The following is a 26,105-nucleotide window of genomic DNA, read 5'->3' as shown; positions in this document are numbered from 1 at the left end:
CCACCCACAAAGGCATTAACTAAAACCAATAAGCTGAATTGTCTCCAATTATGGCGTAAACCCAGTTGCATATACCACCCATTTAGTTCCACAAAGGACATTACTTGGTAGGCAAATACACTTATCAAATGTTAAATTAACTTTTCTTTGCGCGAATACGACTTAAGCTAACTTGGGTGATTCCCAAGTAGGAGGCAATATATTTGAGGGGAGCTTTACGCAAAACATCCGGTTGATCCTGAGTGAGCAAACGATAACGCTCCTCAGCCGTGTGAAACTGCAAATTTTCAATTCGCTGAATCGTTTGAACATAAGCCTGCTCAAACATGCGAGTGAATAATCGCTCAATATCACGATGCGTCTCATATAAGGAAAAAAGATCACTCGTAGCTATCGACCAAACTTCAGCATCTTCCAAAACCTGAATTGCCTTTTTACTCGGCATGCCCGCGAACAAACTTTCAGCACGCGCAATCAAACAAAATGGCAGGTAAAAACCTTCAGTCACATCATTTCCATCCTGAAAATAATAGATGCGAGCAAGGCCCTTTTTTAAAAAATACAAGGTCTTACAGGTTTGGCCGATTTGTTGTAAATCTTGATTTTTAGGAATTGAATGGGTTTGAATAAGTGAGGCCAGCGCAGCCTCAGAAGAAGCAGTTAGAATGGATATTTTCTTAAAATGTGCTAACAGTTGATTAGACATAAACAAATGACAAATGGCACATACGCAAGGTGTTGCGTCTCTACGCGTAAACTATTTATTTCTGCTTCTCAAACCCTAACGAAACCGAATTCACGCAATAGCGTAACCCTGTCTCCGTAGGACCATCATCAAAAACGTGACCTAAATGACCCCCGCACTTCGCACAGGTAATTTCTACCCGACGCATCCCTAAAGTCAAATCAGCCGTTTCTTTAATGACACCCGCTTTGATTTCCTTATCGAAAGAAGGCCAACCGCAGTGAGAATCAAACTTGGAATCTGATTTAAATAAACGAGTTCCGCAACCCCGACAAGTATAAAAACCCTGCTCAGTGTGCATTAGAAATTTACCTGTATATGGACGTTCCGTACCTTTTTGACGTAAAATATAAAACTCATCATCACTTAACTTCGCTTTCCACTCAGTCTCGGTTACAGGTAATTTATCCATAGAAATTTTAGTTTTAGGGGTTTGGCTACAGGCCTGAAATGCCAATGCGAGTGCAAACAAAAAATAAGGAAATGATCTCATAACGATTACGTTTAGAACAAAACGAATTTAAAAGCCAAATGTTTTACTCAATCAAATCACCTAAGAACATTAAATACGGAGTCTCTGCAGGCGAATCAATATCTTTATACCGATGGTAATTTCCTAAAATTAAGTTTTGAAGGGTTTTCTTCAAACGCTTCCAACGCGCTTCCGGCAAATTTGCCCGACGATCCCAATAATCAATTCGGGAGTCCAAAGGCTCAAATCGCTGATTGGGGAATTTCACAGAAACAGCTTCGCGAAGTGCAACTAAATAAGCTAATTTCTTGCGGTAGGGTCCCACCTTATCCTCATGTGGCCGCCGAATACGCTCCCACATTGTTGGCGGCGTTCCCGGATTTCCTTTAACTCCCACTTGCTGCTCTGAATGCAATCGATACTGCACATAGGTGGCCGGAATAAAATCGATCCGGTTTTCCAAAGCCGCCGAGATACCCATCCAAGCATCATGTAAAAAGAAGGAAGGTAAATTCGTTGGAAAAGGAGAAATTTTATCTAAAAACCGTTTACGAATACCCATGGTACAACCGGTAACTCGATTACCATCTAATAAGATATCTAATGATTTTCCAGCCCTCCACTCCCGCTGCTGCCTCTCGCGAAAACGAAAGGTAGACCACAATTTTTTACCAGAAATTTGGCCAAATTCATCCACTAATAAGGCATCTGTGAAAACTACTTCAGCTTGATCATGGTGATTAAAGTAAGTTGAGATACGTTCAATCTTTTGGTGATCCCAGTAATCATCTTGATCCGCAGGGAAAATATAATCTCCCGTACAAAGTGATAACGCCTTTTCAAAGTTATGATAGGTACCTAAACGCTCCGGATTGCGGTGTATGACCAGAGGAAGTCGATCAGCAAATTGTTCTAAAATTTCTAAGGTACGGTCTGTAGACCCTTCATCGCACACAATAATCTCGTCGGCACGCATAGTTTGGTCAACAAAACTACTTAGCTGAGTCCGGAGAAATTTCTCTCCGTTTAAGGTACAAAGTGCAATCGATATCTTCAAAACAAAGCAAATTAATGGGCTTCCAACCAATTCATACCAACACCGATACCCGTTTCCATGGCCACACCTAAATCCATGGCCTGACACATAATTTCATTAATCTTCTCGCGAAGGTAATTAATTTCATCTACATGAGCATCAAAAACCAATTCATCGTGAACCGTCAAAATCATACGTGATTTGAGGTTTTCCCGCTCAATAAACGATTGAATCTGAATCATGGCCACTTTGATCATATCTGCCGCAGAACCCTGAATAGGAGCATTAATAGCATTTCGTTCCGCAAAACTCCGCTCATTCATATTGGAAGATAAGATATCGCGCAAATAACGACGTCGGCCGAGGACCGTTTCAACATACCCGAGTTCACGTGCTTGGGTAATGGTCGCATCCATGTATGACTTGACATTCGGAAACTCGACAAAATATTGATCGATAATTTCCTTCGCTTCCGTCCGCGAGATGCCTAAAGAGCCTGCTAAACCAAAGGCCGATTGACCATAAATAATACCAAAATTGACCGCTTTGGCTCTTCGGCGTAATTCAGAAGTTACTTCATCCAAACTAACCTTAAATACCTTAGCAGCTGTTGCTTTATGCACATCAATTCCCTGATTAAAAGCGGTCAACATCGCCTCATCTTTGGCAAACGCAGCCATGATACGCAATTCAATCTGAGAATAATCAGCCGATAGAATCTGATAATTGGCATCTCGAGGGATGAAAGCTTTCCGTATCTCGCGACCCCTTGGCGTCCGAATCGGAATATTTTGCAGGTTAGGATCCTTCGAAGACAGTCGCCCCGTAGCCGTAACCGCCTGCATAAATGAGGTATGAATACGTCCTGTTTTAGGTGAAATCAAAAGAGGTAGCGCATCCACATACGTTGATTTCAATTTTTGCAATTCTCGAAAATCAAGAATCAATCTTGCAATCTCATGTTCTGATTCCAACTTAGACAAGACCTCTTCGCCCGTCATATATTGACCCGTTTTGGTTTTCTTGGCCTTTGGATCCAATTTTAATTTCTCAAATAAAATCTCGCCCAACTGCTTGGGAGATGCGACATTGAATTCTTGGCCAGCGGCCTCAAAGATTTTTTGTTGGACCTCCCTCGAATCAACCTCAAGCGTCTTTGACATTTCATTTAAAAATGCAACGTCTAAATTTACCCCTTCACATTCAATCTTAGAGAGCACCCGAGCTAAGGGCATTTCTACGTCCATCAATAATTCAATGGCTTTGGGATTTTTGGCTAAATGCTCATCCAAAAATGGCTTGATTTGGAGCGTTACATCAGCATCTTCAGCTGCATATTCTTTAATGTCCTCAAGGTCAATATCCCGCATATTGCCTTGCTTGACCCCCTTTTTTCCAATCAAGGTCTCGATTGACACAGGCTCATAGTGCAAATAAGACATGGCCAATGCGTCCATATTGTGCCGTTTTTCAGGTTCGATTAGGTAGTGTGCGAGCATGGTGTCGTAGGTAATACCCTTGATTTCAATACCATAATTCGCCAGTACACTCATGTCATATTTAATGTTCTGAGCTACTTTTTGAATGGTATCATTCGCGAAAAGATCTTTGAATAGGTCAACAAGTGTTTGTGCCTCTGTTTGATCCTCCGGGAATGGTACGTAAAATGCCTCCCCTTTTCGGTAAGCAAAGGACATTCCCACGAGCTCCGCTTCTACAACCGACAAACTCGTCGTTTCCGTATCGAAACAAAAAATGGTTTGTCGGCCTAAAAATCCAATCAAAGACTTCACTGCCGCTTCGCCTTGAACCAAATGATATTGATGTGCCGTATTCGACAAATTATTAAAGTGGGAAATTTTTTCTTCCGCCTCCTCTTCCAACATAAATCCTGCCGGTGCAGCAACGGGTGACCCAAACATATCCATTTGATTGGAAGCCACTTTAGGGCTTGCTTTGGGTTTGGGTGCTACGGGTTCTGGATCCTCACCTAGGATGCGCCTGCGTAACGTTCTGAATTCTAGTTCATCCAATAAAGGTTCTAATAATTCACGATTAGGCTCTGTTTTGAGTAATTTTTCTTCTTCGTATTCGATAGGAACCTCGCACAAGATGGTTGCCAAATGACGTGAAAGTATGCCTTGCTCTTGAAAGTTTTCCAAGTTTTCACGCAGTTTCCCTTTTAGCTTATCGGTATTTTTAAATAGGTTCTCCATCGAACCATACTCTTCAATCAATTTCTGTGCGGTCTTTTCTCCGACCCCGGGAACACCTGGAATATTATCAACCGCATCTCCCATTAAACCAAGCATATCAATGACTTGGTCCACGTTTTGAATGTTCCATTTTGCACAAACTTCTTTGGGCCCTAGGACCTCAACACCCTTGCCCATGAAGGCTGGTTTATACATTTTGATCCGCTCTTCGACCAGTTGGCCATAATCCTTATCCGGCGTCATCATGTATACTTCGATATCTGGATTAGCGCGAACGGCTTTTTTAGCGATTGTTCCAATGATGTCATCGGCTTCATACCCATCTAAGATTAAGATGGGAATATCCAATGCCTCGACTAATTTCTTGACGTAGGGAATGGCGATGGTAATATCCTCCGGTTGCTTTTCCCGTTGGGCTTTGTAGGGCGTATATTCGACGTGCCGGAACGTGGGTGCCGATGTATCAAAGGCGACCCCTAAATAATCAGGTTTTTCCTTTTGAATCACTTCCAAAATGGTGTTTGTAAAACCAAAAACGGCACTAGTATTTATCCCTTTTGATGAAATTCGGGGTGTTTTGGCAAACGCAAAATGGGCGCGATAAATCAGCGCCATCGCATCAAAAAGGAATAATTTTTTCATAGAAATTGACTAATTTTGGCCGAGCAGAAAGCCCGCTCAAAGATAAGAAATAAAAATTCTGAATTATGAATTTAGCTGCCCTTCGTGAGAATTATCAAAAAGGTGAACTTTTAGAAACCACAGTACATATTGATCCGATTGAGCAATTTAAAATTTGGTTTCAAGAAGCGTCAAATGCCAAAGTTATTGAGCCCAATGCGATGTTTTTGAGCACGGTGGGGCATGACAACAAACCAGCGGGTCGGATCGTTTTGTTGAAACATGTTGATGAGGCTTTCTCTTTTTTCACGAATTACCACTCGCGTAAAGGGGCTGAATTAGCACAGCACGCGCATGCTTCCTTGACCTTCTTTTGGGGGGAATTGGAGCGCCAAGTGCGCATTGAAGGAAATGTCCATAAGATGTCGGAAGTTCTTTCGACCGAATATTTCCATCAAAGACCGCGTGAATCTCAATTAGGCGCTTGGGTTTCAGACCAAAGCACACGCGTAGAATCTCGCGAATATTTAGAACAACGCTATGCCGAATTAGCCAAAACGTATGAGGGAAAAGAAATCCCGAAACCGGTACATTGGGGAGGTTACGAGCTAATCCCCTCCTATTTCGAATTCTGGCAAGGCAGACCCTCTAGACTACATGATCGAATTGTGTACGAGAAGAATGGGCAGACATGGGAGCGGTATCGAATAGCACCGTAAAGAGGTTAGAGCTAAGAGGTAAGAGGTGAGAGGTCTTTAAACTTGCCTTCGGACTATTTCCCTCCGGACTAAGTCCCTCCTAGCGACTGACAACTGACCACTTTTATCAGTTTATTAGTCATTTTTCGAATTAGACTTTTTTGTTTTTGCCCTTATGTTTGTTTTCAAATAACCAATTAATGCAAAAGCCTCAATCCTACCCAATCCCAGAGCAAAATATAGATGAATCGACAATAGAAGATTCTCAAGATAATTTAATCCCACATTGGCATAAAATCATTGTTGGTGAACGCCTCCGCACTAGGAATAAATCAGAAAATTACAACATGAGCTGGGAAGAAATTATCCAACGACTTAAAAGTCGGCATGAAAATCTATAAAATCGTTTCGCCTCCGGACTAATTCCCTTCGGACTGACGACTAGCGACTGGCTACTGACTACTGACTACTGGCTACTGACCACTGACTACTGCCCCCTAATCCTCCCTCCTCGGATCCACGCGCCAGCCCAACTTCCTTAATTGCTGCACCCGCAACGTGCGATGCCCAAATTCTTCCATCACCACGCCCTGCATCCAATACACCCCATTCCCCCGAAACGAGTACTTTTTCAAATCAGCCGGAAAATGCACCGTATCAAAAAACTCACCCCGCACATCCACAAAATACCCGAAATACATCCGGTCGCCGGACTTCGTGCGCGTCGGCTTTAAGGTCACCAAATAACCCAAAATATCCCCCCGATCATACGCTAAATCCGCATTCAACAAGGTATGCGGTAAATCCGATACCAAATCATAGGGCGAACACAACGGAAAACCCAATATCTCCCACTGATCAAACGCATCCTCCGCCGGATCATGTACCAACTCTGGCAATACTCCCAAATCCGACACCTCATCCCCAAACATCTCCATCGCCACCACCGGCGCCACCTTCCCCTGAAAACGTGCATGCGCCTCCCACAACAAAGGTTTCTTCTCCATACCCAAATGTCGGAAGGCCCCCACCCGAATCAATAAAATCGCCTGCTCCAAACCCAAAGAAACCCGATGCACAAAATCTTCCCAAGACCGAAAAGGCCCTCCCTGCCTCCGCGCCTCCAATAAATCCTGAATCACCCGCTTCTCCAAACCCTTCACATGTACCCAACCCATCCAAACCACCAACCCGCGAATCGACGTCAAATAATCACTCGCATTAATTTCCGGCGCCTCCACCTGCGCCCCACATCGCCTAGCCTCATGCACATAAAACTCCGTCCGGTAAAATCCCCCAAAATTGTTAATCACCGCCACCATAAACTCCAGCGGATAATAGGTCTTCAAATACAAACTTTGGTAACTCTCCACCGCAAACGACGCCGAATGCGCCTTTGAAAACGAATAGCCCGAAAAACTCTCCATTTGACGCCACACCTCCCGCGCCACCGCCTCCGCATAGCCCTTCGCCGCACAATTCGTAAAAAACGCCTCCCGAATCCGCTCAAATTCCGCACGCGATCGATGCTTGCCCGACATCCCCCGCCGCAACACATCCGCCTCCGCCAAACTTAAACCCGCAAAATAATGCGCCACCTTAATCACATCCTCCTGATATACCATCACGCCATAAGTCTCCTTCATCAGCTCACCCATCAACGGGTGCACCGGCTCATACGAATCCGGCGCATGATACCGCTCAATATAGGCCTTCATCATTCCAGACGACGCCACACCCGGTCGGATAATCGACGAGGCAGCGACCAGGGTTATGTAATCCTGGCAGTCCAACTTCTTCAATAACTGCCGCATCGCGGGTGATTCAATGTAAAAACAACCCATGGTTTCGTGCCGCATCAACTGCCCACGAATCCCCTCATCCTGCATAAAATCCTGCACCCGATGCACATCCACATCCACCCCACGATTCACCCGAATGATATCCACCGACTCCTTAATATGCCCCAAACCGCGTTGCGACAAAATATCAAACTTCGCAAAACCAATCTCCTCCGCTACATACATATCAAACTGGCAGATTGGAAAACCCTTGGGCATAGGTTCTAACGCCGTATACGCAAACAAAGGCTCCTCCGAAATCAGGATCCCCCCCGCATGAATACTCAGGTAATTCGGGAAGTCCAACAACAAATTCCCGTACTTCACAATCAAGGTTTGAATCTCCGAACTCACCTCCCGCATCGCCGTGGCGGGGTCCAACCACGCATCGATTTCGGCTTTAGGTAGCCCAAAAACCTTTGCCAATTCACGGTAAATCGACTTATCCCGAAACGTCACATACGTAGCTAGCAGACACACATGCTTCGCCCCATAACGCTTAAAGATATAATCAATGATGTCATTGCGCTCATCCCACGAAAAGTCAATATCAAAATCCGGCGGACTCGTCCGATGCGGATTAATGAAGCGCTCAAAATACAAATCCAAGGCCACCGGATCCACATCCGTAATCCCCAAACAATAGGCCACAATCGAGTTCGCCCCCGAACCACGCCCCACATGAAAATAACCTCGAGAACGTGCATAGCGAATAATATCCCACGTAATCAGAAAATATGCATCAAAATGTAACTCATGAATCACCTTCAATTCCTTCTCGACCCGCGCCTTCGCCTCCCGATCCGAACGTGGATAGCGATAACGCAAACCCTCATAAGCCAGTTTAGTCAGTAAAGCCAAATCATCCTCCCGACTCGAGCCGTATAAGCGGCGATTCTTGGGTAATTTAAAATCAAATTGAAAGGTGCAGTTGGCCAGCAACTGCTCAGCGGCATCTAGTAATCCCGGATAATCCCGACAAGTCTCCCGCAACTCTTCCGGCGTGTACATTCGCTCATCTTCCTGCGCCTGCGCCTTGGGTGAAAGCTTGCTCAACAAGACATTTTGGTCAATCGCCCGCAATAGACGGTGCATCGAAAAACCCTGCTTGTTCAAGAACGTGACCGGTTGGCACCACACCATCCCACCCAAATCCTTCACATTCCACAAAGCCTTCAAATCTGTCCCCCGAACACCCCAGCGTTCATTTTTGCCGAGAGTTTGCAAACTCCGCCGCCGACTAAACGGAAAAATCGTCCAGACATCCTCCCATTCCGGAGGTCGCTCCGGCCAATCGCCGCCAGCCAATAAAATCTGAGAAGCAAAGGCATTAATTTGTGCTAAACCTGCGGGGTTCCGCGCCAGGCAGACATAGCCTTTGGTAAATTCCATCCCCACGACTGGCTTAATCCCCGCTTCTGTACACGCCTGTACAAAATCGAAAACCCCAGAAGCGCGGTGAATATCCGTTAAGGCCAATACCTGAATTCCACGCGCCACCGCCGCTTCCACCAGCTGATCAGGCGAAAGCGTTCCATAACGGAGGCTATAAAAGGAGTGACAATTCAAGTACATGGGCTATTCCGACTTAGGTCCTAAGGCATTTCGACGCTCTCCGCGCTCCATCAGTCCACTCGCCCGTAAAACCGAGAAGTCCCCATAGCGATTTCGGAGATTATCCATCGCCCCATACAAAGGCACCAGACGCGCCCCGTCATCAAACAAACTCAACTGCTCCTGACCTTGTAATAATTTGGAAAAGCGCACCCCAATCAGCCGAATCAACAGTCGGCGATCATACAATTTCTCAAACAACTCATGTACCGCCGGAATCAGCCGATGATCACTCGCAGACGCCGGAATACTGATTTGTCGGGTATGCGTATCAAAATTCGAATAGCGCAATTTAACCGTGATGCAAGAAGTGCATTGGCCGAGTTTGCGGAGGTCGTAGGCCAACTGCTCTGTTAAGGAGCCCAAGATCCGATGCAACAACTTCACATCCGTCGTGTCTTGCTCAAACGTAATCTCCTTCGAGAGCGACTTTTGTTCCGAATAAGGGACGACGGGACGTAAATCGATGCCATTGGCCCGCTCCCACAACATGACACCGGATTTACCAAAAGTGCGTTCCAAGATCTTCAGTGGCATTTGGCTGAGGGTACCCACATGCACAATACCCATGTTTCGGAGGGTTTGGGCCGTTACGGCTCCGATCATGGGAATCTTGCCAACTGCCATCGGCGCTAAGAAAGCCTTCTCCTCTCCCGGTAATACCTGAAATTGGCCCGCAGGTTTGACGTGATTCGTGGCGACTTTGGAAACTGTTTTATTAACGGATAGGCCAAAGGAAATCTGCAAACCAGTTTCCTTGTGAATCTTTTGACGTAAATCTGTCGCAAATTGATACGAACCAAAAAACCGCTCCATACCCGTCATATCCAAATAAAACTCATCGATTGACGCCTTCTCTACCACGGGTGCCCGGTCCATAATCATCCGCGTCACCCAATCCGAATGCTGTGCATACGCCTCAAAATCCCCACGCAACACCAGCGCATCCGGACACAACTTCAAAGCCATGCGCATGGGCATCGCCGAACGTACCCCAAACGCACGTGTCTCATAACTGCAAGCCGCGACAACGCCTCGGTCCGACAAGCCTCCCACGATCACGGGTTTCCCCACGAGACGCGGATCTCGGAGTCGCTCGACGGAGACAAAGAACGAATCTAGGTCCATGTGCACAATGGCGCGATCTTGCATAAATTTGGTAGCTATTTTGGTAATTCGAATACCTTTCGTAACTTCGATGAGTATACGATTAAATATTGGATACGAATTTTATTCATTTTACTTAAATAAGCAAATCGCATGAGCACTTTTTTTAGTCAGAATTTACGTTTTTTACGCAGCAAGATGTCCGAGAAAACATCGCAAGAAAAACTGGCTGAATTAATCAACATCAAGAAGCCCACCTTGGGCTCTTACGAATCCGGCAGAGCAGAACCTAAATATGCCGATCTCATCGAAATAGCTGAGTTTTTTAAGGTAGAAGTGGATGAATTACTTAAGGAAGATCTTTCGAAAAGACTTCCCGGGATGGCCAACAAGCCTAAGCTACGTATTTTAGCCACGACGGTGGATTCCAATAATGAAGAGAATATCGAGATGGTGCCCGTCAAAGCTTTGGCAGGATATACCGCTTCCTATGACGACGTAGAATTCATTCAAGAACTGCCTACCTTCCAAGTACCCTTCTTACCTCGCGACAAAAAATACCGTGTATTCCCCATCAAAGGCGAATCCATGTTGCCCTTACAACCCGGCTCGCTTGTCTTCGCAGAATACGTAGAAGACTGGGCCGCCATCAAAGACGGAACGATTTGTATTGTTGTGACGCGTGAAGACGGTGTTGTATTGAAACAAGTCATTAATCACTTGGCCGACCGCAAAGTATTGATCCTCAATTCGACCAACAAAACCTATGATCCCTACCCGATCCTCGGCTCTGAAATCCAAGAAATCTGGAAGTTCGCTGGGTATTTTCACAGTGATTTCCCAAATGCGGAGTAGAGTTGTCAGTCGCTAGTCATCAGTCGCTAGTCACTAGTCGCTAGTCACTAGTCGCTAGTCGTCAGTCGACTCCGGACCTCTCACCTCTTACCTCTTACCTCTTACCTCTCACCTCTTACCTCTTACCTCTCACCTCTACTCTATGATTTTAAAAATAGCTTCCGCCCTCGGCATTCCAGAAAACCAAGTACGTAAAACCATTGAACTGCTCGACGAAGGCGCCACAATTCCCTTTATTTCGCGTTACCGAAAAGAAGCAACTGGGAGCCTTGACGAAGTACAAGTAGCCCAAATACGCGACTTGCGTGATCAATTGGTGGAATTAGAAAAACGCCGTGAAGCAATCCTAAAATCACTTAAAGAACTCGATAAACTAAGCCCCGAACTCGAAAGAGCCGTGCGCGGAGCGGAAACCCTCGCCAAACTCGAAGACATCTACCTTCCCTACAAACCCAAACGCAAAACACGCGCGATGGCCGCAAGGGAAAAAGGACTACAGGCTTTGGCAGATAAACTATTCGAACAACGCATGCTTGACCCGGAAGTCTTAGCCGCCGAATTCCTCGATGATACGGAAGAAGCTTTGGCAGGAGCACGCGATATTTTGGCAGAGGAAATGATGGAAACAGCCGAAGCACGCGAAGAAGCTCGCCAGTTGTTCTCCCGCAAAACAACGGTTAAATCCACCGTCGCCAAAGGAAAACAAGAAGTGGGTATCAAATACAAAGACTATTTCGATTGGTCCGAATCCCTCGCTCAAGCACCTTCTCACCGCGTTTTAGCCCTTTTTAGAGGAGAAAATGAAGGTATATTAAACTTAAACCTGGCAGGGCCCGACCAAGATGTACTCGATAAATTAGAACGTCGGTTTATTAAAGGAAATAACGCCTGCGCCCGACAAGTAACGCTGGCCATCCAAGACGGCTACAAACGCTTGCTCATGTCAGCGATGGAAAATGAAATGCGGGCAGAGGCAAAGAAACGTGCCGACGAGGAAGCGATTCGTGTCTTTGCTGAAAATATGCGCCAATTGCTTTTGGCAGCACCGCTCGGACAAAAACGGGTACTCGCACTTGACCCTGGATTCCGTACCGGATGTAAATTGGTCTGCCTAGATGAGCAAGGAACCTTACTTGACAACACAGCCGTTTACCCACATACTGGTCCTGGACAAGCACAAGAAGCAGCCCATACCATCACTGCTTGGGTGAAGAAACATAACGTGCAAGCCATTGCAATTGGAAACGGAACGGCTGGTCGGGAAACAGAGGCCTTCGTACGCAACCTGAAACTTGAGGGTATCACTATCATCATGGTCAATGAAAGCGGCGCTTCCATCTATTCTGCCTCCGAAGCTGCGCGGGATGAATTCCCAGATAAAGACATTACGGTTCGTGGGGCAGTTTCCATCGGGCGTAGATTAATGGACCCTTTGGCTGAGTTGGTTAAGATTGATCCCAAGTCCATTGGCGTGGGACAATACCAACATGATGTCGACCAAAAGAAATTACAAGCTTCATTAGATGACACGGTCATTTCGTGCGTAAACTCCGTGGGCGTTGAACTGAATACCGCCTCCAAACAAATTCTATCTTACGTTTCCGGACTTGGACCGCAGTTGGCCCAAAACATCATCGATTACCGCACGAAAAACGGCCCCTTCATCAAGCGCTCTGATTTGAAAAAAGTCACTCGTTTGGGTGAAAAAGCATACGAACAAGCGGCTGCTTTCTTACGCATTCGACATGCTAAAAATCCATTAGATGCCAGTGCCGTTCATCCAGAACGCTACGACATCGTAGAAAAAATGGCCAAGGATCTCAATTGTAAAGTGGCAGATTTATTAGCGAATGATTCCCTTCGCAAGCAAATTCAATTACAGAAATACGTGACTACCGAAGTGGGGATGCCTACTTTAACCGATATCCTAGCTGAACTAGCTAAACCAGGCCGTGACCCGCGTGAACAATTCGAGGCATTTGAATTTACAGAAGGTGTGAATGGAATCAAGGATCTGCGTGTGGGAATGAAACTCCCTGGAATCGTAACGAACATTACGAATTTCGGCGCTTTTGTGGACATTGGCGTGCATCAGGACGGCTTAGTCCACGTAAGCCAATTGGCCGATAAATTTATCAAAGACCCCAACGAAATCGTCAAAGTAGCTCAAAAAGTCATAATTACCGTGACCGAGGTGGATGAAGCACGCAAGCGCATCGCTTTGAGCATGAAGAAATAAAAAAGGCCATCCGCTGATGGCCTTTCATTTACTTTTTACAACAATTAGGGAGTTTCTCGTAACTCTTTTTGATTGCTTTAACATCATCGGCATCATAGCCCGTTTCTGCAATTACTTGTTTGATTTTAGCCACATCAATTTTGTCTGGATTGTAGACTATGGTGATGTTGGACTGGTCCTCGAGATTCAAATCAGACTTTTCAATTCCTTTGGTCAATGCCAAATTCTTTTCGATGCGCTCCTTGCACATCTCACAAATAGCGGATGTTTTAATCTTTACAGTTTGTGTTGGTCCAGCCAATAACCCAAGAGGCAAGAGCAGTAAGAATAAGATTTTTTTCATGATATTATTTTTTAACAACTTTCAAATCCATGGTACATGAAGGACACTTCCCTTTCTTCGCATAAGTTTTTGCCCCTTCACATTTCATTGGACACTGATACACTTCTTTTTTCTCTTCTTTTTTCGCCTTTTTAGACTCTTGCGTTTGGGCAAATGTTCCAAACATAGCAAAAACCATTCCAGTAACTAAGATGACCTTTTTCATAATATTATTATTTAGTTGATTTTATAACGTAATCCTGTGTAAACCATGCACCCGGCTACTGGTCCCCAAACCATAGTCGCATCAAATCCCCTTACAAATGGATCATCTGCACCCATGATGGGATTAGATTGTGTAAAATTAAAAAGATTTTCTACACCCACATACATTTCCCAATGTTTAAATTGACGCGTAACTTGTCCATAAACCATGGAAAAGGCTGGTGCGTTCACTTCCGGCGCATCACCTACATGTACATAGGCATTTGGAATCCGACGCGACCCACTCCATTGCCATGTCAAATCAAACTTCCAAATATCATATTTGGTCGCATAAGCTAAGTTGACAAGCACACGATCCCGATTCAAAAATGGCTTCGACAAACGTCTTAGAGCTCCACTTTCTGACAAATAATCAGATGCCACATCTTGAAAACGATACGCAGCTTTCCATTCCAATCGCGGCAATGGGCTATAATTAAATTCAATTTGGGCACTTTTTGAATAGGATGCCCCTGGATTCGAGTACATACGAATGGCGTGAGCGATTTCCATGTCAACGATCCATTGATGCGTAAAATCGGTCTGGAAATAATCTAGAACTAGATTGGCCTTCCGATTACCAATTAAAAAATCATGGCTCAAACTAGCCCCATAATTCCACGCCTCTTCTAACGGATTGAGATTCCCAACCAACTGAATAGACCTCGCGTTCGCCAAAAATCCCATGTTTTCCGCCAATGGATTCACGCGGCGCCATCCTTTTCCGGCAGATGCTCTGGCCATCCAAGTGGGTGAAACATCCCATTTGGCATGCAGACGTGGCACCCATTTTGTGCCTAATTGATTATGAAAATCAATTCGATTGCCTACGACCAACGTGAATCGATTCGGGATTGTCCAAATATATTCACCGAAAAACCCAGGAACTATTTCCGTTCGAGCATAGGTAGAGTCAATGTAACGTTCTTGGTAAGAGTCATACAAAAAGCTTGACCCAGCCTTCCAAGTATGATTTGTATTATCAATGATGGATTGATAAATTAAATTACCAAATACACTTTGCTCACGCCCTACATACGACTTGAACGCAAAATAGGAGTCGTTTCGGTGATCGGAAGCCGATAGAATCAGTCCTAAACCTTTCCAAGGTTTGGTTTGAAACAAGCGGGCTATTTTGGCAAAACTCTCAAAACGCGTAGTTGCACTTCCAAAGCCATACACGCGGTACCTATTTGACGTTTTTTCCTCGAAATTCATTTGGCCTGCCACGCGTTGTTCACGTAAATAACCACCTCCCCACTGGACCATCCACTTGTCGGTTTCATACTTCCATCGGTTGAGTACATTGACCAAATTAAACAATGGCAAATCCATAAATCCATCCTTATTTCCATCTAGTCGGGATACTTGTTGGGAAAAATGTGTCAACAATGCCGTGGAAAGCTTTCCATTAAATTTATGCGCGGCTTGTTGGTTTGCCTCAAATCTCCCTTGCGAATTTCCATATGTATTTAAAAAATATACTTCAGACGTATCGGGTTTAACCAATTCCATGTTGATGGCTCCTGTCATCGATTCATATCCGTTAACCACTGAACTTTGGCCTTTGGCTAAATCGATCGAACGAATCCAAGTGCCTGGAATGTAGTTCAACCCATAAGTTGATTTTAATCCACGAATGGAAGGAACATTTTCAACTTGGGTTTGTACATAGGTACCTGAAAGGCCCAAAAGTGAAATTTGTTTCGCACCTGTGATAGCATCGGTAAAATTGACAGATACACTCGCATTCGTCTCGAAACTTTCAGAAAGGTTACAACATGCCGCTTTGGCAAGCGTTTTCATCGTTAAGATTTCCCGGCTTTGAATGGATTGAACATCATGTCCGCCAGGCGATGCAATCACCTTAACTTCGCCCAATTCATTTGAATTTACATTTAAATGAATATTGATAAATTGGGGCTTCTCAACCCGGATTGAATCCGTAGCAAATCCAATGGCACGTATAATAACCCAGCCTGGAAACGTACGCACACGTAATTTAAAAACTCCATCGACTCCGGTCGTAGTGCCCAACTTATCAGCCGTGTAAAAAACAGTCGCACCAGGGATATCATCCATTTTCCCCTGAGCATCTAAGCTCATCACTCGGCCATTGAGCTCTTGTGCCACCAGGGGAAAACCCCAAAAACAAAAAATTATAAGCAATAATCGATTCATTTGAAATGGATTTAACGTAAAACGAAATATTTTTATTGGTCGTTAAATGGCCTAAATCAAATATACTTGGATGAACGCTCGCTTGACAGAAGCGGGTGGTGAAAAATCAGATTCTAGGGGTAATAAACTAGGTTCGGAATGCGTAAATGCACCGAACATCGCAGACATAATATCTGACGGACGAATTGCCGCAAAATCGAAATCAACAAATTTCAACTGCTGTTCCGCACTTAATTTTACCTGAAATTGGTCATAGCTACAACAAGAAGCACGAGATACGACATCGCGTGTAACAGGTTTACTTTTTGCACAACAACTTACCTGATTACCCCAACCATACGAAACGCTTCCTGTAAAAATACACGTGGCTGTTTTCCACGCCATACCTGTTTGGCCTAGTAATAGCCAACAAGCAAGACAAATGAAAAGAAACCTCTTGAGTAGTACAGACATCTGGTATGTTGTAAAATACGTGCAAAAATATAAAGGAAAGCTCGAATTATAAGCCAATTCAAAAGTTTTTTACTTTCTTTGCATTCAATATGTTTAAAAGAGAGATTCTAGTTTTTGCCTTACTTTTAAGTTCCATTACTAGTCTAGCACAAGAGACACGATACCGTTACCTCGTCTTATTCAAAGACAAAAATAACTCAGCCTATTCGGTTCGTAATCCAGAACTTTTTTTAAGTGCGGCTGCTATTAGCAGACGACTTAAAAATAAAGTGGCGATTAACGAGCAAGACTTACCTGTAAACCAAGCTTATATTCAAGAGATCAAAGCAACAGGTGCTTTAATAGTTTACCCGCTTAAATGGATAAATGGCGTTTTGATCAAGGAAAAACCGAAAAATATCGCAAAAATAAGAGCGTTGAAATCGGTAGCAAGTCTGTATAAAAACATGCCGTTAGATTCAAGTTCTTATCTACGACTTCAAGTCCAAGCAAATCAAATTTCAGACGATGCCAATGCACTAGATTATGGAATTTCACTCCCCCAAATAACTCAACTGGGTATTGATCAAATGCATGCCAAGGGCTTTTCAGGAAAAGATATTAAGATAGCAGTTCTCGATGATGGTTTTTCGCGAGCAGATCAAATCGGATATTTACAAGCTATTTACACAGATAAACGACTTTTGGGTACTCTTGTAACTAATCCTAGCTTAAACTCGGTCTATGAAGGTGGCGCTCATGGCACGCAAGTTTGGAGCACAATCGCCGCACAAGCTCCCGGGAAGTTATTTGGCACCGCATTTCAAGCCCAATTTGCTATTGCACAAACAGAGGAAAGCGAACACGAATTACTCGTGGAAGAAGCCAATTGGATGCGTGGAGCCGAATGGGCAGACAGCCTCGGAACTGATATAATTTCTTCATCGTTGGGCTATTCAGAATTTGATAATAGTAGATATAATCATCGCTATTCTGATATGGACGGTCGGACCACTTTAGTAAGTAAAGCCGCTGCATGGGCAGCTAGCAAAGGGATTGTGTGTATTATTTCAGCAGGAAATCAAGGAAGTGATTCATGGAAATACATTACAGCTCCCGCAGATGCTGATTCTATTTTGAGCGTGGGCGCAGTAGACAGAACTGGGCTTCGCGCCTCCTTTAGCTCGATTGGGCCTTCCTCAGATTTGCGCATCAAGCCAGATATCGCGGCGATGGGATTAGCCACAATTGCCGGCCTACCATCCGGCTCTTTCGGTTCAATTAGTGGAACATCCTTTTCTGCACCTTTAATAGCTGGACTAGTCGCTGGAATTATACAAGCGAACCCACAAAAGACCGCACAAGAAATTATTCAAGGAATCCGAAAATCAGGTACTCAGGCGTCTAAACCTGACCAATTACTCGGTTATGGAATTCCACATTTTGATCGCATCAGCCAACTACTCAATCCGATTTTGAGTATAGAAACTAAAGAGAAAAGTACGTTTAAAGTTTTTCCAAACCCAGCTTCTATAGGTCAAAGAATTCGCGTTTTCACCGATGGAGCCCAAACAGGCACATTGGAAATAATTAACATACAAGGGACTATTGTTGAATCAATTAATTTTCGACAAGCTGAATTTGATTTTTTTGCTGCGCCATTCGTTTCTGGCAAATATTATTTTAGATTTACTGTTGGAAATCAGGTAAAAGTGATTCCAGTGCTTCTAAACCAGTAATAATGAAATCACGCTTTCTCTCGTTGGACATCCTTCGCGGCATTACCTTAGCCGCTATGATTTTGGTTAACACATCTGGTAATGGGACATACACCTACGGACCATTAAAACATGCAGATTGGCATGGTTTCACTCCGACCGATCTAGTTTTTCCAACATTTCTTTTTATGGTTGGTGTTGCCATGCGATTCTCATTTAAAGCATTCAATTATACACTTTCGCCCTCAGTTCGGATAAAAATCGTAAAAAGGACTTTACTTTTATTCGTCATCAATTACATTATTTTTTACATCCCTTTCCTTGATTTTACGTGGGAAAATTTGCGCTATCTAAATGTTTTACCGCGCATCGCTCTCTCCTATTGTGCGATTTCATTTATCACACTGAGTGTACCCAAACACTGGTTAACACCAATTAATATCAGCATTTTACTTGTTTATTGGGTGATACTGACCGTTTTTGGCGATTCTGGTGCAGCCTATGAATTGGGGTCTAATGCCGTTCGCAAATTGGATTTATTATTATTTGGTCCCACACACCTGTATCATGGTGATGGAATTCCATTTGACCCAGAGGGATTTTTGAGCACATTACCGGCGCTGAGTACCTGCTTATTTGGCTATCAGGTTAGTTTATTCTTAGAAAAGCAACGGGATGCACAAAAACCAGCACTAATAAGCCTTCTTGTTTGGGGGATTGGCTTAATTACTTTAGCGCTACTTTGGAATCAAAGCTTTCCAATCAATAAAAAATTATGGACAAGTTCATTCGTGCTCCTATGTGCAGGAATTGATTTCATCCTAATTGGCGCTTTGAATTGGTGGATAGAGGTCAAGGAAAGAAATTTTGCCAATACCTTCTTTTTAGTTTTTGGCACAAATTCTATTTTGGCGTACGCAATTTCTGAAGTTCTAACGATTCAAATGTCGAATGTCCAAATACAAGAGGGCTCAGGTACGACATCGCTAAGCAATTGGCTCTATTGGCATATTTTCGAACCTGTATTTGGTAAATTCAATGGTTCCTTAGCTTATGCCATTTGCTTCGTTCTAGTTTGCTGGTCGCTATGTTATTTCTGCTACAAACGTAAATGGTTTTTGAAAGTCTAGGCAAATAACATGGCCGCACCAAAAACCCCAGCACTATCGCCTAATTTTGGCTTGACAATTCGTGTATTTACCTCACCCGAGTTGAAAATATATTTTTTGATGCGATTATAACCTTCCGTGTAAAGTAAATCAATATTTCCAACGCCACCACCAATCACGATTACCTCAGGATCTAAGACATTGATTATCGTTGAAATTGCCCGACCAAAATTTTCCAATAAGCGCTCTACCGTGGCAGTAGCGAAGGAATCATTCCCAGCAAAATAAGCTTCCATGATTTGTGGCATGCGCATCGCCTGACCAGACTGACGCAAATAAAAGAGCTCCAAAGCAGGGCCTGAAATTACATGTTCTACACAGCCCGATTTTCCACAATAGCATGGATCTCCACCTTCCTCTAAAATATTATGGCCCCATTCCCCTCCAATTCCATGTAGTCCTTTAATTACTTTGCCATGCGCCACTAATCCACCACCTACGCCTGTTCCCATGATTACGCCGAAAACGATTTCAGCTCCCGGGTGGACGTCCAAAACAGCGCCTAAATGTGTTTCTGCTAAAGCAAAGCAATTCGCATCATTAGCGAGCGAAACCTCACATGCTAAAATTGCCGACAAATCTGCTGCCATTGCTTGGCCGTTCATACTAACTGTATTGCAGTTTTTCATCGTTTGAGTACGTGGATCTAAAACTCCCGGAGTCGCAAAACCTATTTGAAAAGGACTCTCTCCAAGCGAATCAGCAACCTCATCCACTAATCGTCTCACTTGTTGTAAAATATGCCTGTAGCCTTTGGAAGCCTCTGTATCAATTCGTTTTCGTACAATTACACGACTAGGATCTTGTCGATCAAGTACTGCACACTCAATTTTTGTGCCACCCAAATCTACCCCCCATAATTTAGCGTCTGTTGTCTTCATTTTCAAATATACTTAAATAACTTAAATAGCGACTTGGAGCAATTTCGCCATCCTCAACAGCTTTAATAACAGCACAAGCTGGCTCCGAAACATGTACACAATTATTAAATTTACAGGCGCCCAACAAGGCGCGCATCTCAGGAAAATAATGTGCTAATTCATCCTTTTCAATTTCATGAATACCCATCTCATTGATACCAGGGCTATCAATCAAATACGTATTTAAACCTAATTCCCACATTGTTGAGTAAGTAGTCGTATGAACTCCTTTTTGCGCAAAATCGGAAATTTCCTTCGTCTTAATTTGCAGATGAGGCGCCACGATATTCAATAAACTTGATTTACCTACTCCTGAATGACCTGCAATTAAAGATACCTTTCCTTGAAACATGGCTTTAAACTCTTCAACACCTTGATTAGTAGGAATCGAAGTAAATAGAATTCCATAACCTAATTCTTGATATAATGCGGCATACTCAAAAACCTGTTCCCGTTCTTCCTCATTCATTAAATCCATTTTGTTGAAGACAATATGCACAGGGATACGAAATGCCTCCGCAGTCACCAAAAACCGATCCAAAAAGCCTAATGATGTTTTTGGGAATTTTAAAGTCATTACAAAAATAGCTTGGTCGACATTGGCAGCTAACATCTGACCTTGAGCTGTTTTGTGAACAGATTTACGAATCAGATAATTTGTTCTTGGTAAAATTTCTTCAATCAAAACGGTTTGATGTACCTCATCTTCCATCGAAAACATGACCCAATCACCTACGGCAATCGGATTAGATGTTGTGGGTCCCTTTAACTTAAACTTGCCTTTAAGTCGGCCGGCAAAAACCACCCCGGAATCAGCACGCACCTCATACCATGAACCCGTAGAGCGCATAATCAAGCCTTTAATGAGTGACATAAGCTATATTTTTTTGTTCAATATATTCCATAATTAGTGCGGTAGCTCCGGCCTGCATAGCCACAAAATTTCTTGACATCACTTGTTTATTAACCAAAAGGTCATCATCATCAAAAATTACGCGCATCGAATTTTCCAAGGATGCAGCATCAGCGATTGGAAAAGCTAAACCAAGCGATACCAAATCAACCGCCTCATGAAACTTTTGATAATTTTTATTTCCAAAAAAGACCGTTGGCCCATAAACCGCAGCCTCCAACGTATTATGCAATCCAGCACCAAAAGCCCCTCCAATATAGGCAAATGTTGCTCCACGATACATTGTGGCTAAGCGACCCACCTCATCCACAATCAATACCTCCGCGTTTTCAACAAAATCTCCTTTCGAGAACATGACGGGAACGGACATTCGATTCTTCCAAGATTGTAATTCAGCCAAATGAATCTCATGAGGAACAATCACCCATTTTACAGGAAATACATGCCCATTAATCAAGGGAATAATACAATCCATATCGGCTTGCCACGCAGACCCAACAACGATAAATGCTTGATTATCAACAAAATGAGTCAACAAATCCCAAGATTTAGCATTTCGTGAATTAGCAAGCACTCGATCAAAACGTGTATCTCCCGCGACAGTAACCTGATGAATCCCAATCGATTCCAGTAAATCTTTGGATTCCTTATTTTGAACGAAAAGGTGATCAAAATTGGCCAACATACCCCTAAAAAACCCACCATACCATTGAAAAAATGACTGATTTGAGCGAAAAATTCCTGAAACTAGTAACGTTTGAATACCACGTTTTCGTAAGCCTTGTAAATAAAAATACCAAAATTCATATTTAACGAACAAGGCCATTTTCGGCTTCACCAAATCTAAAAATCGCGAACTGGCATGCAACCCATCTAAGGGCAAATAGCTTACAAAATCAATTCCAGGCGTATTTTTCCGTACTTCATAGCCGGAAGGCGAATAAAAAGTAACTAGAATAAAATAATCTGAATATTTATTTTTGAATGCCTCAAGGATCGGTCTGCCTTGTTCAAATTCACCCATCGAAGCGGTATGAATCCAAAAAACTGGCTTCGTATTCAAGTGCATCGCAGTCTCCAATCCTTCCCAAATGGCTTGTTGGCCCTCATGCCACAATTTAGCTTTGGGGTGAAACAAAGAAGCCAGACGCATAGTTTGGCGATATAAAAACAAGGCAAAAGAATACAACCAAACTCTCAAGATTTTGCTAAATTTGATGTTGAATTGATAAAATTACAAAATAAGCGGTATTTGCCACTATCACATGAACTGGAATCAACTAACAACAGAGCAACAACTGGACGAAATAATTGTGACATCGGCAGAAAAACCCGTAGTGATTTTCAAGCACAGTACCCGTTGTTCGATTTCATCTACGGCATTAAGTCGCTTAGAGCGTGCATGGGATGCGGAGCAGACACTGGCATTTTATTTGGATTTAATAGCTTATCGCCCCATTTCAGGAATGATTGCAGAAAAGTTTGACGTAGAACATCAATCTCCACAAATTCTAGTGATAGACAATGGAAAATGTACCTATTCTGCAACGCATTGGGATATTTCAATGGAAGATTTAAAGCCTTATTTAGCCTAGCAATGCGAAAAATTGGAGGAATCATCTTGTTTATTTACTTTCCATTGGTTTTGATGGGCCAGCGAAAAAATGCGGTAATTCAAGCACCCCAATCTCCAAAAACAGCACAATCTAGTAATTGGTCTTTAGGCGTTTCAACCTCAACAAACTCAGGTATTTTTGGTGGAATTCAATTCAGAAAACCTTTTGGGGTGAAAGAAAATAGGAATTTCATTCAACTGGAGGCTGCCCTACTAAAAGACTATCGAGAATTCAACTCCCCATATACATTTAATGGACGCTCACACGTGGACGGCAAATTAAACCAGTTGATTGTTTTACGACCAGCCTATGGTCGGCAATGGACTCTATTGCAAAAATCAACTGAAGGTGGACAAAAATTAATGGGACTGATTTCAACTGGCCCAAGTATTGGCATTCAAAAACCATACTATGTTGAAATATCGTACGACACGAATGGCATGCAAGCTGTGTCGGAGGTTCCGTACGCGAAAACATTAGACAACAGTTTCAAAAAAGTAACAATTATGGGTGAAAGCAGCCTTTTTAAAGGTCTAAATGAGTCCATTATTGTACCTGGCTGGCATGTTAAAACAGCTGTCAATATGGAAATTGAAACATTGAAACAGAATAATATTGGTGTTGAAATTGGATTTGTTATCGACTTTTTCTCCAAGCCAATTGAAATGCTAAACTTAACGGCCGGTCGGCAAGTTTACACAACCGGATACATTAGTTTTTCCATGGGAAAACAAACAAAATAACGCCTAAATCATGATTGAATTACCTCAAGTAAATCCCGCACCAACAAATCGCAAGCCCGATTGGCTTCGTGTTAAACTCCCAATCGGTGAGAATTATTCAAAGGTGCGTAAGCTCGTGGATGAATATAAATTACATACCATTTGCCAATCAGGTAATTGCCCAAACATGGGTGAATGCTGGGGAGAGGGAACGGCGACATTTATGATTCTAGGCAATGTATGCACACGATCGTGTACATTTTGTGCCGTGGCAACAGGTAGACCACAAGAGTATGATGAAGACGAACCGAGGCGTGTGGCTGAAGCGATCCAATTAATGCAAGTTAAACACGCGGTTATCACGTCCGTCAACCGCGATGAATTAAAAGATAAAGGAGCTGAAATATGGTACCAAACGGTTCGTGCGGTAAAAGAAACTACACCAGCAACAACTATAGAAACATTAATTCCGGATGTGAAGGCCAACTGGGATGCCTTGATTCGCATGATTGAAGGTGGACAAGAAGTTGTTTCCCACAATATGGAAACCGTTGCGCGTTTGTATCGCTATGTACGTCCGCAGGCGAAATATGAGCGGAGTTTGGAGCAAATCAAACGGACAAAGGAATTTGGAAAACGAAACAAATCAGGGATTATGTTGGGCTTGGGCGAAACTCAGGATGAAGTTTTTCAGACCATGGATGATTTAATTGCAAACGGCCTAGATGTATTGACTTTAGGGCAATATTTACAACCGACCAAAATGCACCATGAGGTAATTGATTGGATTCACCCAGATACCTTTGCCATGTACAAAGAAGAAGGAATCAAGCGCGGACTTGCTTATGTAGAATCAGGCGCCTTAGTTCGTTCAAGTTATCATGCAGAAAGACACATTTAGATGAGTGACATGCCGCAGGAAAATCAGCCAACGTACACCTATATCCTCGCGGGTGGTGGCATGGCTGGATTGTCTTTAGCGTATTACCTTAATCAAAGTAATGTCCCATTTGAATCCATTCTAATTATTGATCAAGCAGAGAAAAACACGCGCGATAAGACATGGTGTTACTGGTCCGATCAGGTAGAACCCTTTGATTCTGTCGTAGAGCATAGCTGGAACCAACTTTGGTTTCATTCATTTGATAATCGGAGTGACAAATTTTCGATTCTTCCCTTTAGCTACCGTAAAATTCAGAGTGATAGCTGGTATACATTTATCCAAAAGGAACTGAAACAAAATCCCAAAATTCAGTTTATTCAAACAAAAGTACTGGGTTTTTTATACGAAGGACGTTTTGCCAAAGTTCAAACAGAAGCAGGAGCATTTACCGCAAGCGAAAAAATCTTTGATAGTGTAAGCCATTTTCCATGCGAATTAGCCAATCCTTTACACCTAAAACAGCATTTTGTGGGACTGACCATAGAGGCCAATTTTCCGATTTTTGATCCAGCAGCTGCCCATTTATTTGATTTTAGAATTGCGCATACAACTGCTTGTGAGTTTATGTATGTGCTACCTACCTCTGATCGGATTGCGTTGTTTGAGCATACCTATTTTTCAGGCCAACTAAAAGAAAAACAGCACTATTTGGATCAAATTAAGGCATATTTGGTGGGAGCATATGGTTTAGGAGAAGATGATTATTTGATACAGGAAGAGGAGTCAGGCATTATTCCAATGACCATGTCGGATGCTGAGCCCCAAAATTTGCACACGAAAATCATACAGATTGGTACCTCGGGAGGATTTGTCAAAGCGACAACGGGATATAGTTTTTTACGGACACAGCGAAAATTAAAAGAATTGGTAGCCAACATAGAAAACGGAGCATTAGATGCGCCTGTGAATGAAACAAAACCATTTAAGAAGTGGATGGATCGTGTGTTTTTACAGGTTTTGATAGACCAAAAAATAAAAGGAAATCGCGTGTTTGAATCGCTATTTCAAAAAAACAAACCCCAACTTATTTTAAGGTTCCTCGAGGAGCAGACAACAATTTGGGAGGATTTGAAATTAATGACAAGCGTCCCTACCCTTCCGTTTATGCAGGCGGCATTTAAAATTGGCCTCGCCGATCTACCTTTTTCTAAAAAATGATTGCCTTGCCCGAATATAAATCTTAGATTTGCACGTTTTTAATACTAACAACCAATACCCAATGGCTTATTTATTTACTTCAGAGTCAGTATCAGAGGGACATCCCGATAAAGTTGCTGACCAAATTTCAGATGCGTTAATCGACCATTTCATGGCGTTTGACCCCACTTCTAAAGTTGCTTGTGAAACCTTAGTCACTACGGGGCAAGTTGTTTTAGCTGGTGAAGTAAATACAACTACCTATTTGGATGTACAAGCAATCACACGTGAAGTAATTCGTAAGATTGGCTATACTAAGTCAGA

24 protein-coding genes are annotated in these 26,105 nt (G+C 43.1%); 11 read left to right on the top strand and 13 right to left on the bottom strand.

The annotated features are described in order from the left end of the window. Positions 1–136: 136 nt before the first annotated feature. From AC1W6K_RS10250 to polA, 4 genes are all read right to left on the bottom strand, one after another. The gene (locus AC1W6K_RS10250; protein ID WP_481947409.1) at positions 137–706 is read right to left on the bottom strand and encodes a Crp/Fnr family transcriptional regulator; all 570 of its coding nucleotides are present in this window, start codon (positions 704–706) and stop codon (positions 137–139) included. Between the two features lie 55 nt (positions 707–761). Next, on the bottom strand, positions 762–1,157 hold the full coding sequence (msrB, locus tag AC1W6K_RS10245) for a peptide-methionine (R)-S-oxide reductase MsrB (RefSeq protein WP_481947408.1): 396 nt from the start codon (positions 1,155–1,157) through the stop codon (positions 762–764). A gap of 124 nt (positions 1,158–1,281) precedes the next feature. After that, a complete protein-coding gene (locus tag AC1W6K_RS10240) occupies positions 1,282–2,274 on the bottom strand; it encodes a glycosyltransferase family 2 protein (protein WP_481947407.1) in 993 nt (330 codons plus the stop codon). Positions 2,275–2,285: 11 nt separating this feature from the next. Next, complete coding sequence (gene polA, locus AC1W6K_RS10235; protein WP_481947406.1) at positions 2,286–5,111, bottom strand: DNA polymerase I; 2,826 nt, start codon at positions 5,109–5,111, stop codon at positions 2,286–2,288. A gap of 65 nt (positions 5,112–5,176) precedes the next feature. Here polA and pdxH point away from each other — a divergent pair, with 65 nt between their 5' ends. Next, positions 5,177–5,809, top strand: a complete 633-nt coding sequence (gene pdxH, locus AC1W6K_RS10230; protein ID WP_481947405.1) for a pyridoxamine 5'-phosphate oxidase — start codon at positions 5,177–5,179, stop codon at positions 5,807–5,809. A gap of 179 nt (positions 5,810–5,988) precedes the next feature. Next, positions 5,989–6,189 carry a hypothetical protein gene (locus AC1W6K_RS10225; protein ID WP_481947404.1) on the top strand — a complete coding sequence of 67 codons (201 nt, stop codon included), beginning with the start codon at positions 5,989–5,991 and terminating at the stop codon, positions 6,187–6,189. Positions 6,190–6,285: 96 nt separating this feature from the next. Here the strand turns inward: AC1W6K_RS10225 and AC1W6K_RS10220 are convergent, their stop codons facing one another. Together AC1W6K_RS10220 and dinB are read right to left on the bottom strand one after the other, a co-directional pair. Continuing rightward, a complete protein-coding gene (locus AC1W6K_RS10220; RefSeq protein WP_481947403.1) occupies positions 6,286–9,204 on the bottom strand; it encodes a DNA polymerase III subunit alpha in 2,919 nt (972 codons plus the stop codon). Positions 9,205–9,207: 3 nt separating this feature from the next. Further along, the gene (gene dinB / locus AC1W6K_RS10215; protein ID WP_481947402.1) at positions 9,208–10,395 is read right to left on the bottom strand and encodes a DNA polymerase IV; all 1,188 of its coding nucleotides are present in this window, start codon (positions 10,393–10,395) and stop codon (positions 9,208–9,210) included. A 108-nt stretch (positions 10,396–10,503) separates the two neighbouring features. Between dinB and AC1W6K_RS10210 the strand changes: the two genes are divergently transcribed. Together AC1W6K_RS10210 and AC1W6K_RS10205 are read left to right on the top strand one after the other, a co-directional pair. Continuing rightward, entirely contained in the window at positions 10,504–11,205 is a 702-nt protein-coding gene (locus AC1W6K_RS10210; protein ID WP_481947401.1) for an XRE family transcriptional regulator, read from the top strand. A 142-nt stretch (positions 11,206–11,347) separates the two neighbouring features. Next, positions 11,348–13,444 (top strand): Tex family protein, encoded by a 2,097-nt coding sequence (locus AC1W6K_RS10205; RefSeq protein WP_481947400.1) that lies wholly within the window; start codon positions 11,348–11,350, stop codon positions 13,442–13,444. Between the two features lie 28 nt (positions 13,445–13,472). Here the strand turns inward: AC1W6K_RS10205 and AC1W6K_RS10200 are convergent, their stop codons facing one another. From AC1W6K_RS10200 to AC1W6K_RS10185, 4 genes are read right to left on the bottom strand one after another with little or no spacing between them, the layout of a single operon-like run. Next, positions 13,473–13,787 carry a heavy-metal-associated domain-containing protein gene (locus tag AC1W6K_RS10200; protein ID WP_481722435.1) on the bottom strand — a complete coding sequence of 105 codons (315 nt, stop codon included), beginning with the start codon at positions 13,785–13,787 and terminating at the stop codon, positions 13,473–13,475. Positions 13,788–13,791: 4 nt separating this feature from the next. Further along, positions 13,792–13,992 carry a heavy metal-binding domain-containing protein gene (locus AC1W6K_RS10195; protein ID WP_481722437.1) on the bottom strand — a complete coding sequence of 67 codons (201 nt, stop codon included), beginning with the start codon at positions 13,990–13,992 and terminating at the stop codon, positions 13,792–13,794. 11 nt (positions 13,993–14,003) lie between these two features. After that, positions 14,004–16,211 (bottom strand): TonB-dependent receptor, encoded by a 2,208-nt coding sequence (locus tag AC1W6K_RS10190; RefSeq protein ID WP_481947399.1) that lies wholly within the window; start codon positions 16,209–16,211, stop codon positions 14,004–14,006. A 51-nt stretch (positions 16,212–16,262) separates the two neighbouring features. Beyond that, positions 16,263–16,664 carry an HYC_CC_PP family protein gene (locus AC1W6K_RS10185; protein ID WP_481947398.1) on the bottom strand — a complete coding sequence of 134 codons (402 nt, stop codon included), beginning with the start codon at positions 16,662–16,664 and terminating at the stop codon, positions 16,263–16,265. An 89-nt stretch (positions 16,665–16,753) separates the two neighbouring features. Between AC1W6K_RS10185 and AC1W6K_RS10180 the strand changes: the two genes are divergently transcribed. Both AC1W6K_RS10180 and AC1W6K_RS10175 read left to right on the top strand, forming a co-directional pair. Next, a complete protein-coding gene (locus AC1W6K_RS10180; RefSeq protein ID WP_481947397.1) occupies positions 16,754–18,382 on the top strand; it encodes a S8 family peptidase in 1,629 nt (542 codons plus the stop codon). A gap of 2 nt (positions 18,383–18,384) precedes the next feature. Further along, the gene (locus tag AC1W6K_RS10175) at positions 18,385–19,491 is read left to right on the top strand and encodes an acyltransferase family protein (protein ID WP_481947396.1); all 1,107 of its coding nucleotides are present in this window, start codon (positions 18,385–18,387) and stop codon (positions 19,489–19,491) included. On the opposite strand, the gene AC1W6K_RS10170 is transcribed toward AC1W6K_RS10175, so the two are convergent. Genes AC1W6K_RS10170 through AC1W6K_RS10160 form a run of 3 tightly spaced genes read right to left on the bottom strand, consistent with a single transcriptional unit; the run spans position 19,488 to position 22,516 of the window. After that, a complete protein-coding gene (locus AC1W6K_RS10170; RefSeq protein WP_481720664.1) occupies positions 19,488–20,411 on the bottom strand; it encodes an ROK family protein in 924 nt (307 codons plus the stop codon). The two genes, AC1W6K_RS10175 and AC1W6K_RS10170, sit on opposite strands and share 4 nt — an antisense overlap. After that, entirely contained in the window at positions 20,392–21,324 is a 933-nt protein-coding gene (rsgA, locus tag AC1W6K_RS10165; RefSeq protein WP_481720666.1) for a ribosome small subunit-dependent GTPase A, read from the bottom strand. The genes AC1W6K_RS10170 and rsgA overlap by 20 nt, the downstream gene beginning before the upstream one ends. Then, positions 21,311–22,516, bottom strand: coding sequence for a 3-deoxy-D-manno-octulosonic acid transferase (locus AC1W6K_RS10160; protein WP_481947395.1), 1,206 nt, complete (start codon positions 22,514–22,516; stop codon positions 21,311–21,313). Before AC1W6K_RS10160 ends, rsgA begins: the two co-directional genes overlap by 14 nt. A gap of 112 nt (positions 22,517–22,628) precedes the next feature. Between AC1W6K_RS10160 and ytxJ the strand changes: the two genes are divergently transcribed. The 5 genes from ytxJ to AC1W6K_RS10135 all read left to right on the top strand — a co-directional run. Next, positions 22,629–22,958 carry a bacillithiol system redox-active protein YtxJ gene (gene ytxJ / locus AC1W6K_RS10155; RefSeq protein WP_481947394.1) on the top strand — a complete coding sequence of 110 codons (330 nt, stop codon included), beginning with the start codon at positions 22,629–22,631 and terminating at the stop codon, positions 22,956–22,958. A gap of 2 nt (positions 22,959–22,960) precedes the next feature. Then, complete coding sequence (locus tag AC1W6K_RS10150) at positions 22,961–23,722, top strand: hypothetical protein (protein ID WP_481720673.1); 762 nt, start codon at positions 22,961–22,963, stop codon at positions 23,720–23,722. A gap of 10 nt (positions 23,723–23,732) precedes the next feature. Beyond that, the gene (lipA, locus tag AC1W6K_RS10145) at positions 23,733–24,602 is read left to right on the top strand and encodes a lipoyl synthase (RefSeq protein WP_481947393.1); all 870 of its coding nucleotides are present in this window, start codon (positions 23,733–23,735) and stop codon (positions 24,600–24,602) included. A 9-nt stretch (positions 24,603–24,611) separates the two neighbouring features. Next, positions 24,612–25,802, top strand: coding sequence for a lycopene cyclase family protein (locus AC1W6K_RS10140; protein WP_481947392.1), 1,191 nt, complete (start codon positions 24,612–24,614; stop codon positions 25,800–25,802). A 61-nt stretch (positions 25,803–25,863) separates the two neighbouring features. Next, positions 25,864–26,105 (top strand): S-adenosylmethionine synthetase N-terminal domain-containing protein (locus AC1W6K_RS10135; protein ID WP_481947391.1); only part of this gene is annotated, 242 nt, incomplete at its 3' end.

Source organism: Aquirufa sp., assembly GCF_964796385.1.
The sequence above is the reverse complement of the archived record's forward strand: the minus strand, read 5'-3'. Positions and strand labels throughout refer to the sequence as shown.

What these genes read in the sequence shown, in the direction of transcription:
- polA (WP_481947406.1), bottom strand. Translation starts at nt 5,111, where the DNA reads ATGAAAAAATTATTCCTTTTTGATGCGATGGCGCTGATTTATCGCGCC.
- AC1W6K_RS10250 (WP_481947409.1), bottom strand. Translation starts at nt 706, where the DNA reads ATGTCTAATCAACTGTTAGCACATTTTAAGAAAATATCCATTCTAACT.
- rsgA (WP_481720666.1), bottom strand. Translation starts at nt 21,324, where the DNA reads ATGTCACTCATTAAAGGCTTGATTATGCGCTCTACGGGTTCATGGTAT.
- pdxH (WP_481947405.1), top strand. Translation starts at nt 5,177, where the DNA reads ATGAATTTAGCTGCCCTTCGTGAGAATTATCAAAAAGGTGAACTTTTA.
- AC1W6K_RS10175 (WP_481947396.1), top strand. Translation starts at nt 18,385, where the DNA reads ATGAAATCACGCTTTCTCTCGTTGGACATCCTTCGCGGCATTACCTTA.
- AC1W6K_RS10200 (WP_481722435.1), bottom strand. Translation starts at nt 13,787, where the DNA reads ATGAAAAAAATCTTATTCTTACTGCTCTTGCCTCTTGGGTTATTGGCT.
- AC1W6K_RS10160 (WP_481947395.1), bottom strand. Translation starts at nt 22,516, where the DNA reads ATGCGTCTGGCTTCTTTGTTTCACCCCAAAGCTAAATTGTGGCATGAG.
- ytxJ (WP_481947394.1), top strand. Translation starts at nt 22,629, where the DNA reads ATGAACTGGAATCAACTAACAACAGAGCAACAACTGGACGAAATAATT.
- AC1W6K_RS10150 (WP_481720673.1), top strand. Translation starts at nt 22,961, where the DNA reads ATGCGAAAAATTGGAGGAATCATCTTGTTTATTTACTTTCCATTGGTT.
- AC1W6K_RS10225 (WP_481947404.1), top strand. Translation starts at nt 5,989, where the DNA reads ATGCAAAAGCCTCAATCCTACCCAATCCCAGAGCAAAATATAGATGAA.
- AC1W6K_RS10220 (WP_481947403.1), bottom strand. Translation starts at nt 9,204, where the DNA reads ATGTACTTGAATTGTCACTCCTTTTATAGCCTCCGTTATGGAACGCTT.
- AC1W6K_RS10190 (WP_481947399.1), bottom strand. Translation starts at nt 16,211, where the DNA reads ATGAATCGATTATTGCTTATAATTTTTTGTTTTTGGGGTTTTCCCCTG.
- dinB (WP_481947402.1), bottom strand. Translation starts at nt 10,395, where the DNA reads ATGCAAGATCGCGCCATTGTGCACATGGACCTAGATTCGTTCTTTGTC.
- AC1W6K_RS10180 (WP_481947397.1), top strand. Translation starts at nt 16,754, where the DNA reads ATGTTTAAAAGAGAGATTCTAGTTTTTGCCTTACTTTTAAGTTCCATT.
- lipA (WP_481947393.1), top strand. Translation starts at nt 23,733, where the DNA reads ATGATTGAATTACCTCAAGTAAATCCCGCACCAACAAATCGCAAGCCC.
- AC1W6K_RS10205 (WP_481947400.1), top strand. Translation starts at nt 11,348, where the DNA reads ATGATTTTAAAAATAGCTTCCGCCCTCGGCATTCCAGAAAACCAAGTA.
- AC1W6K_RS10195 (WP_481722437.1), bottom strand. Translation starts at nt 13,992, where the DNA reads ATGAAAAAGGTCATCTTAGTTACTGGAATGGTTTTTGCTATGTTTGGA.
- AC1W6K_RS10185 (WP_481947398.1), bottom strand. Translation starts at nt 16,664, where the DNA reads ATGTCTGTACTACTCAAGAGGTTTCTTTTCATTTGTCTTGCTTGTTGG.
- AC1W6K_RS10210 (WP_481947401.1), top strand. Translation starts at nt 10,504, where the DNA reads ATGAGCACTTTTTTTAGTCAGAATTTACGTTTTTTACGCAGCAAGATG.
- msrB (WP_481947408.1), bottom strand. Translation starts at nt 1,157, where the DNA reads ATGGATAAATTACCTGTAACCGAGACTGAGTGGAAAGCGAAGTTAAGT.
- AC1W6K_RS10170 (WP_481720664.1), bottom strand. Translation starts at nt 20,411, where the DNA reads ATGAAGACAACAGACGCTAAATTATGGGGGGTAGATTTGGGTGGCACA.
- AC1W6K_RS10140 (WP_481947392.1), top strand. Translation starts at nt 24,612, where the DNA reads ATGCCGCAGGAAAATCAGCCAACGTACACCTATATCCTCGCGGGTGGT.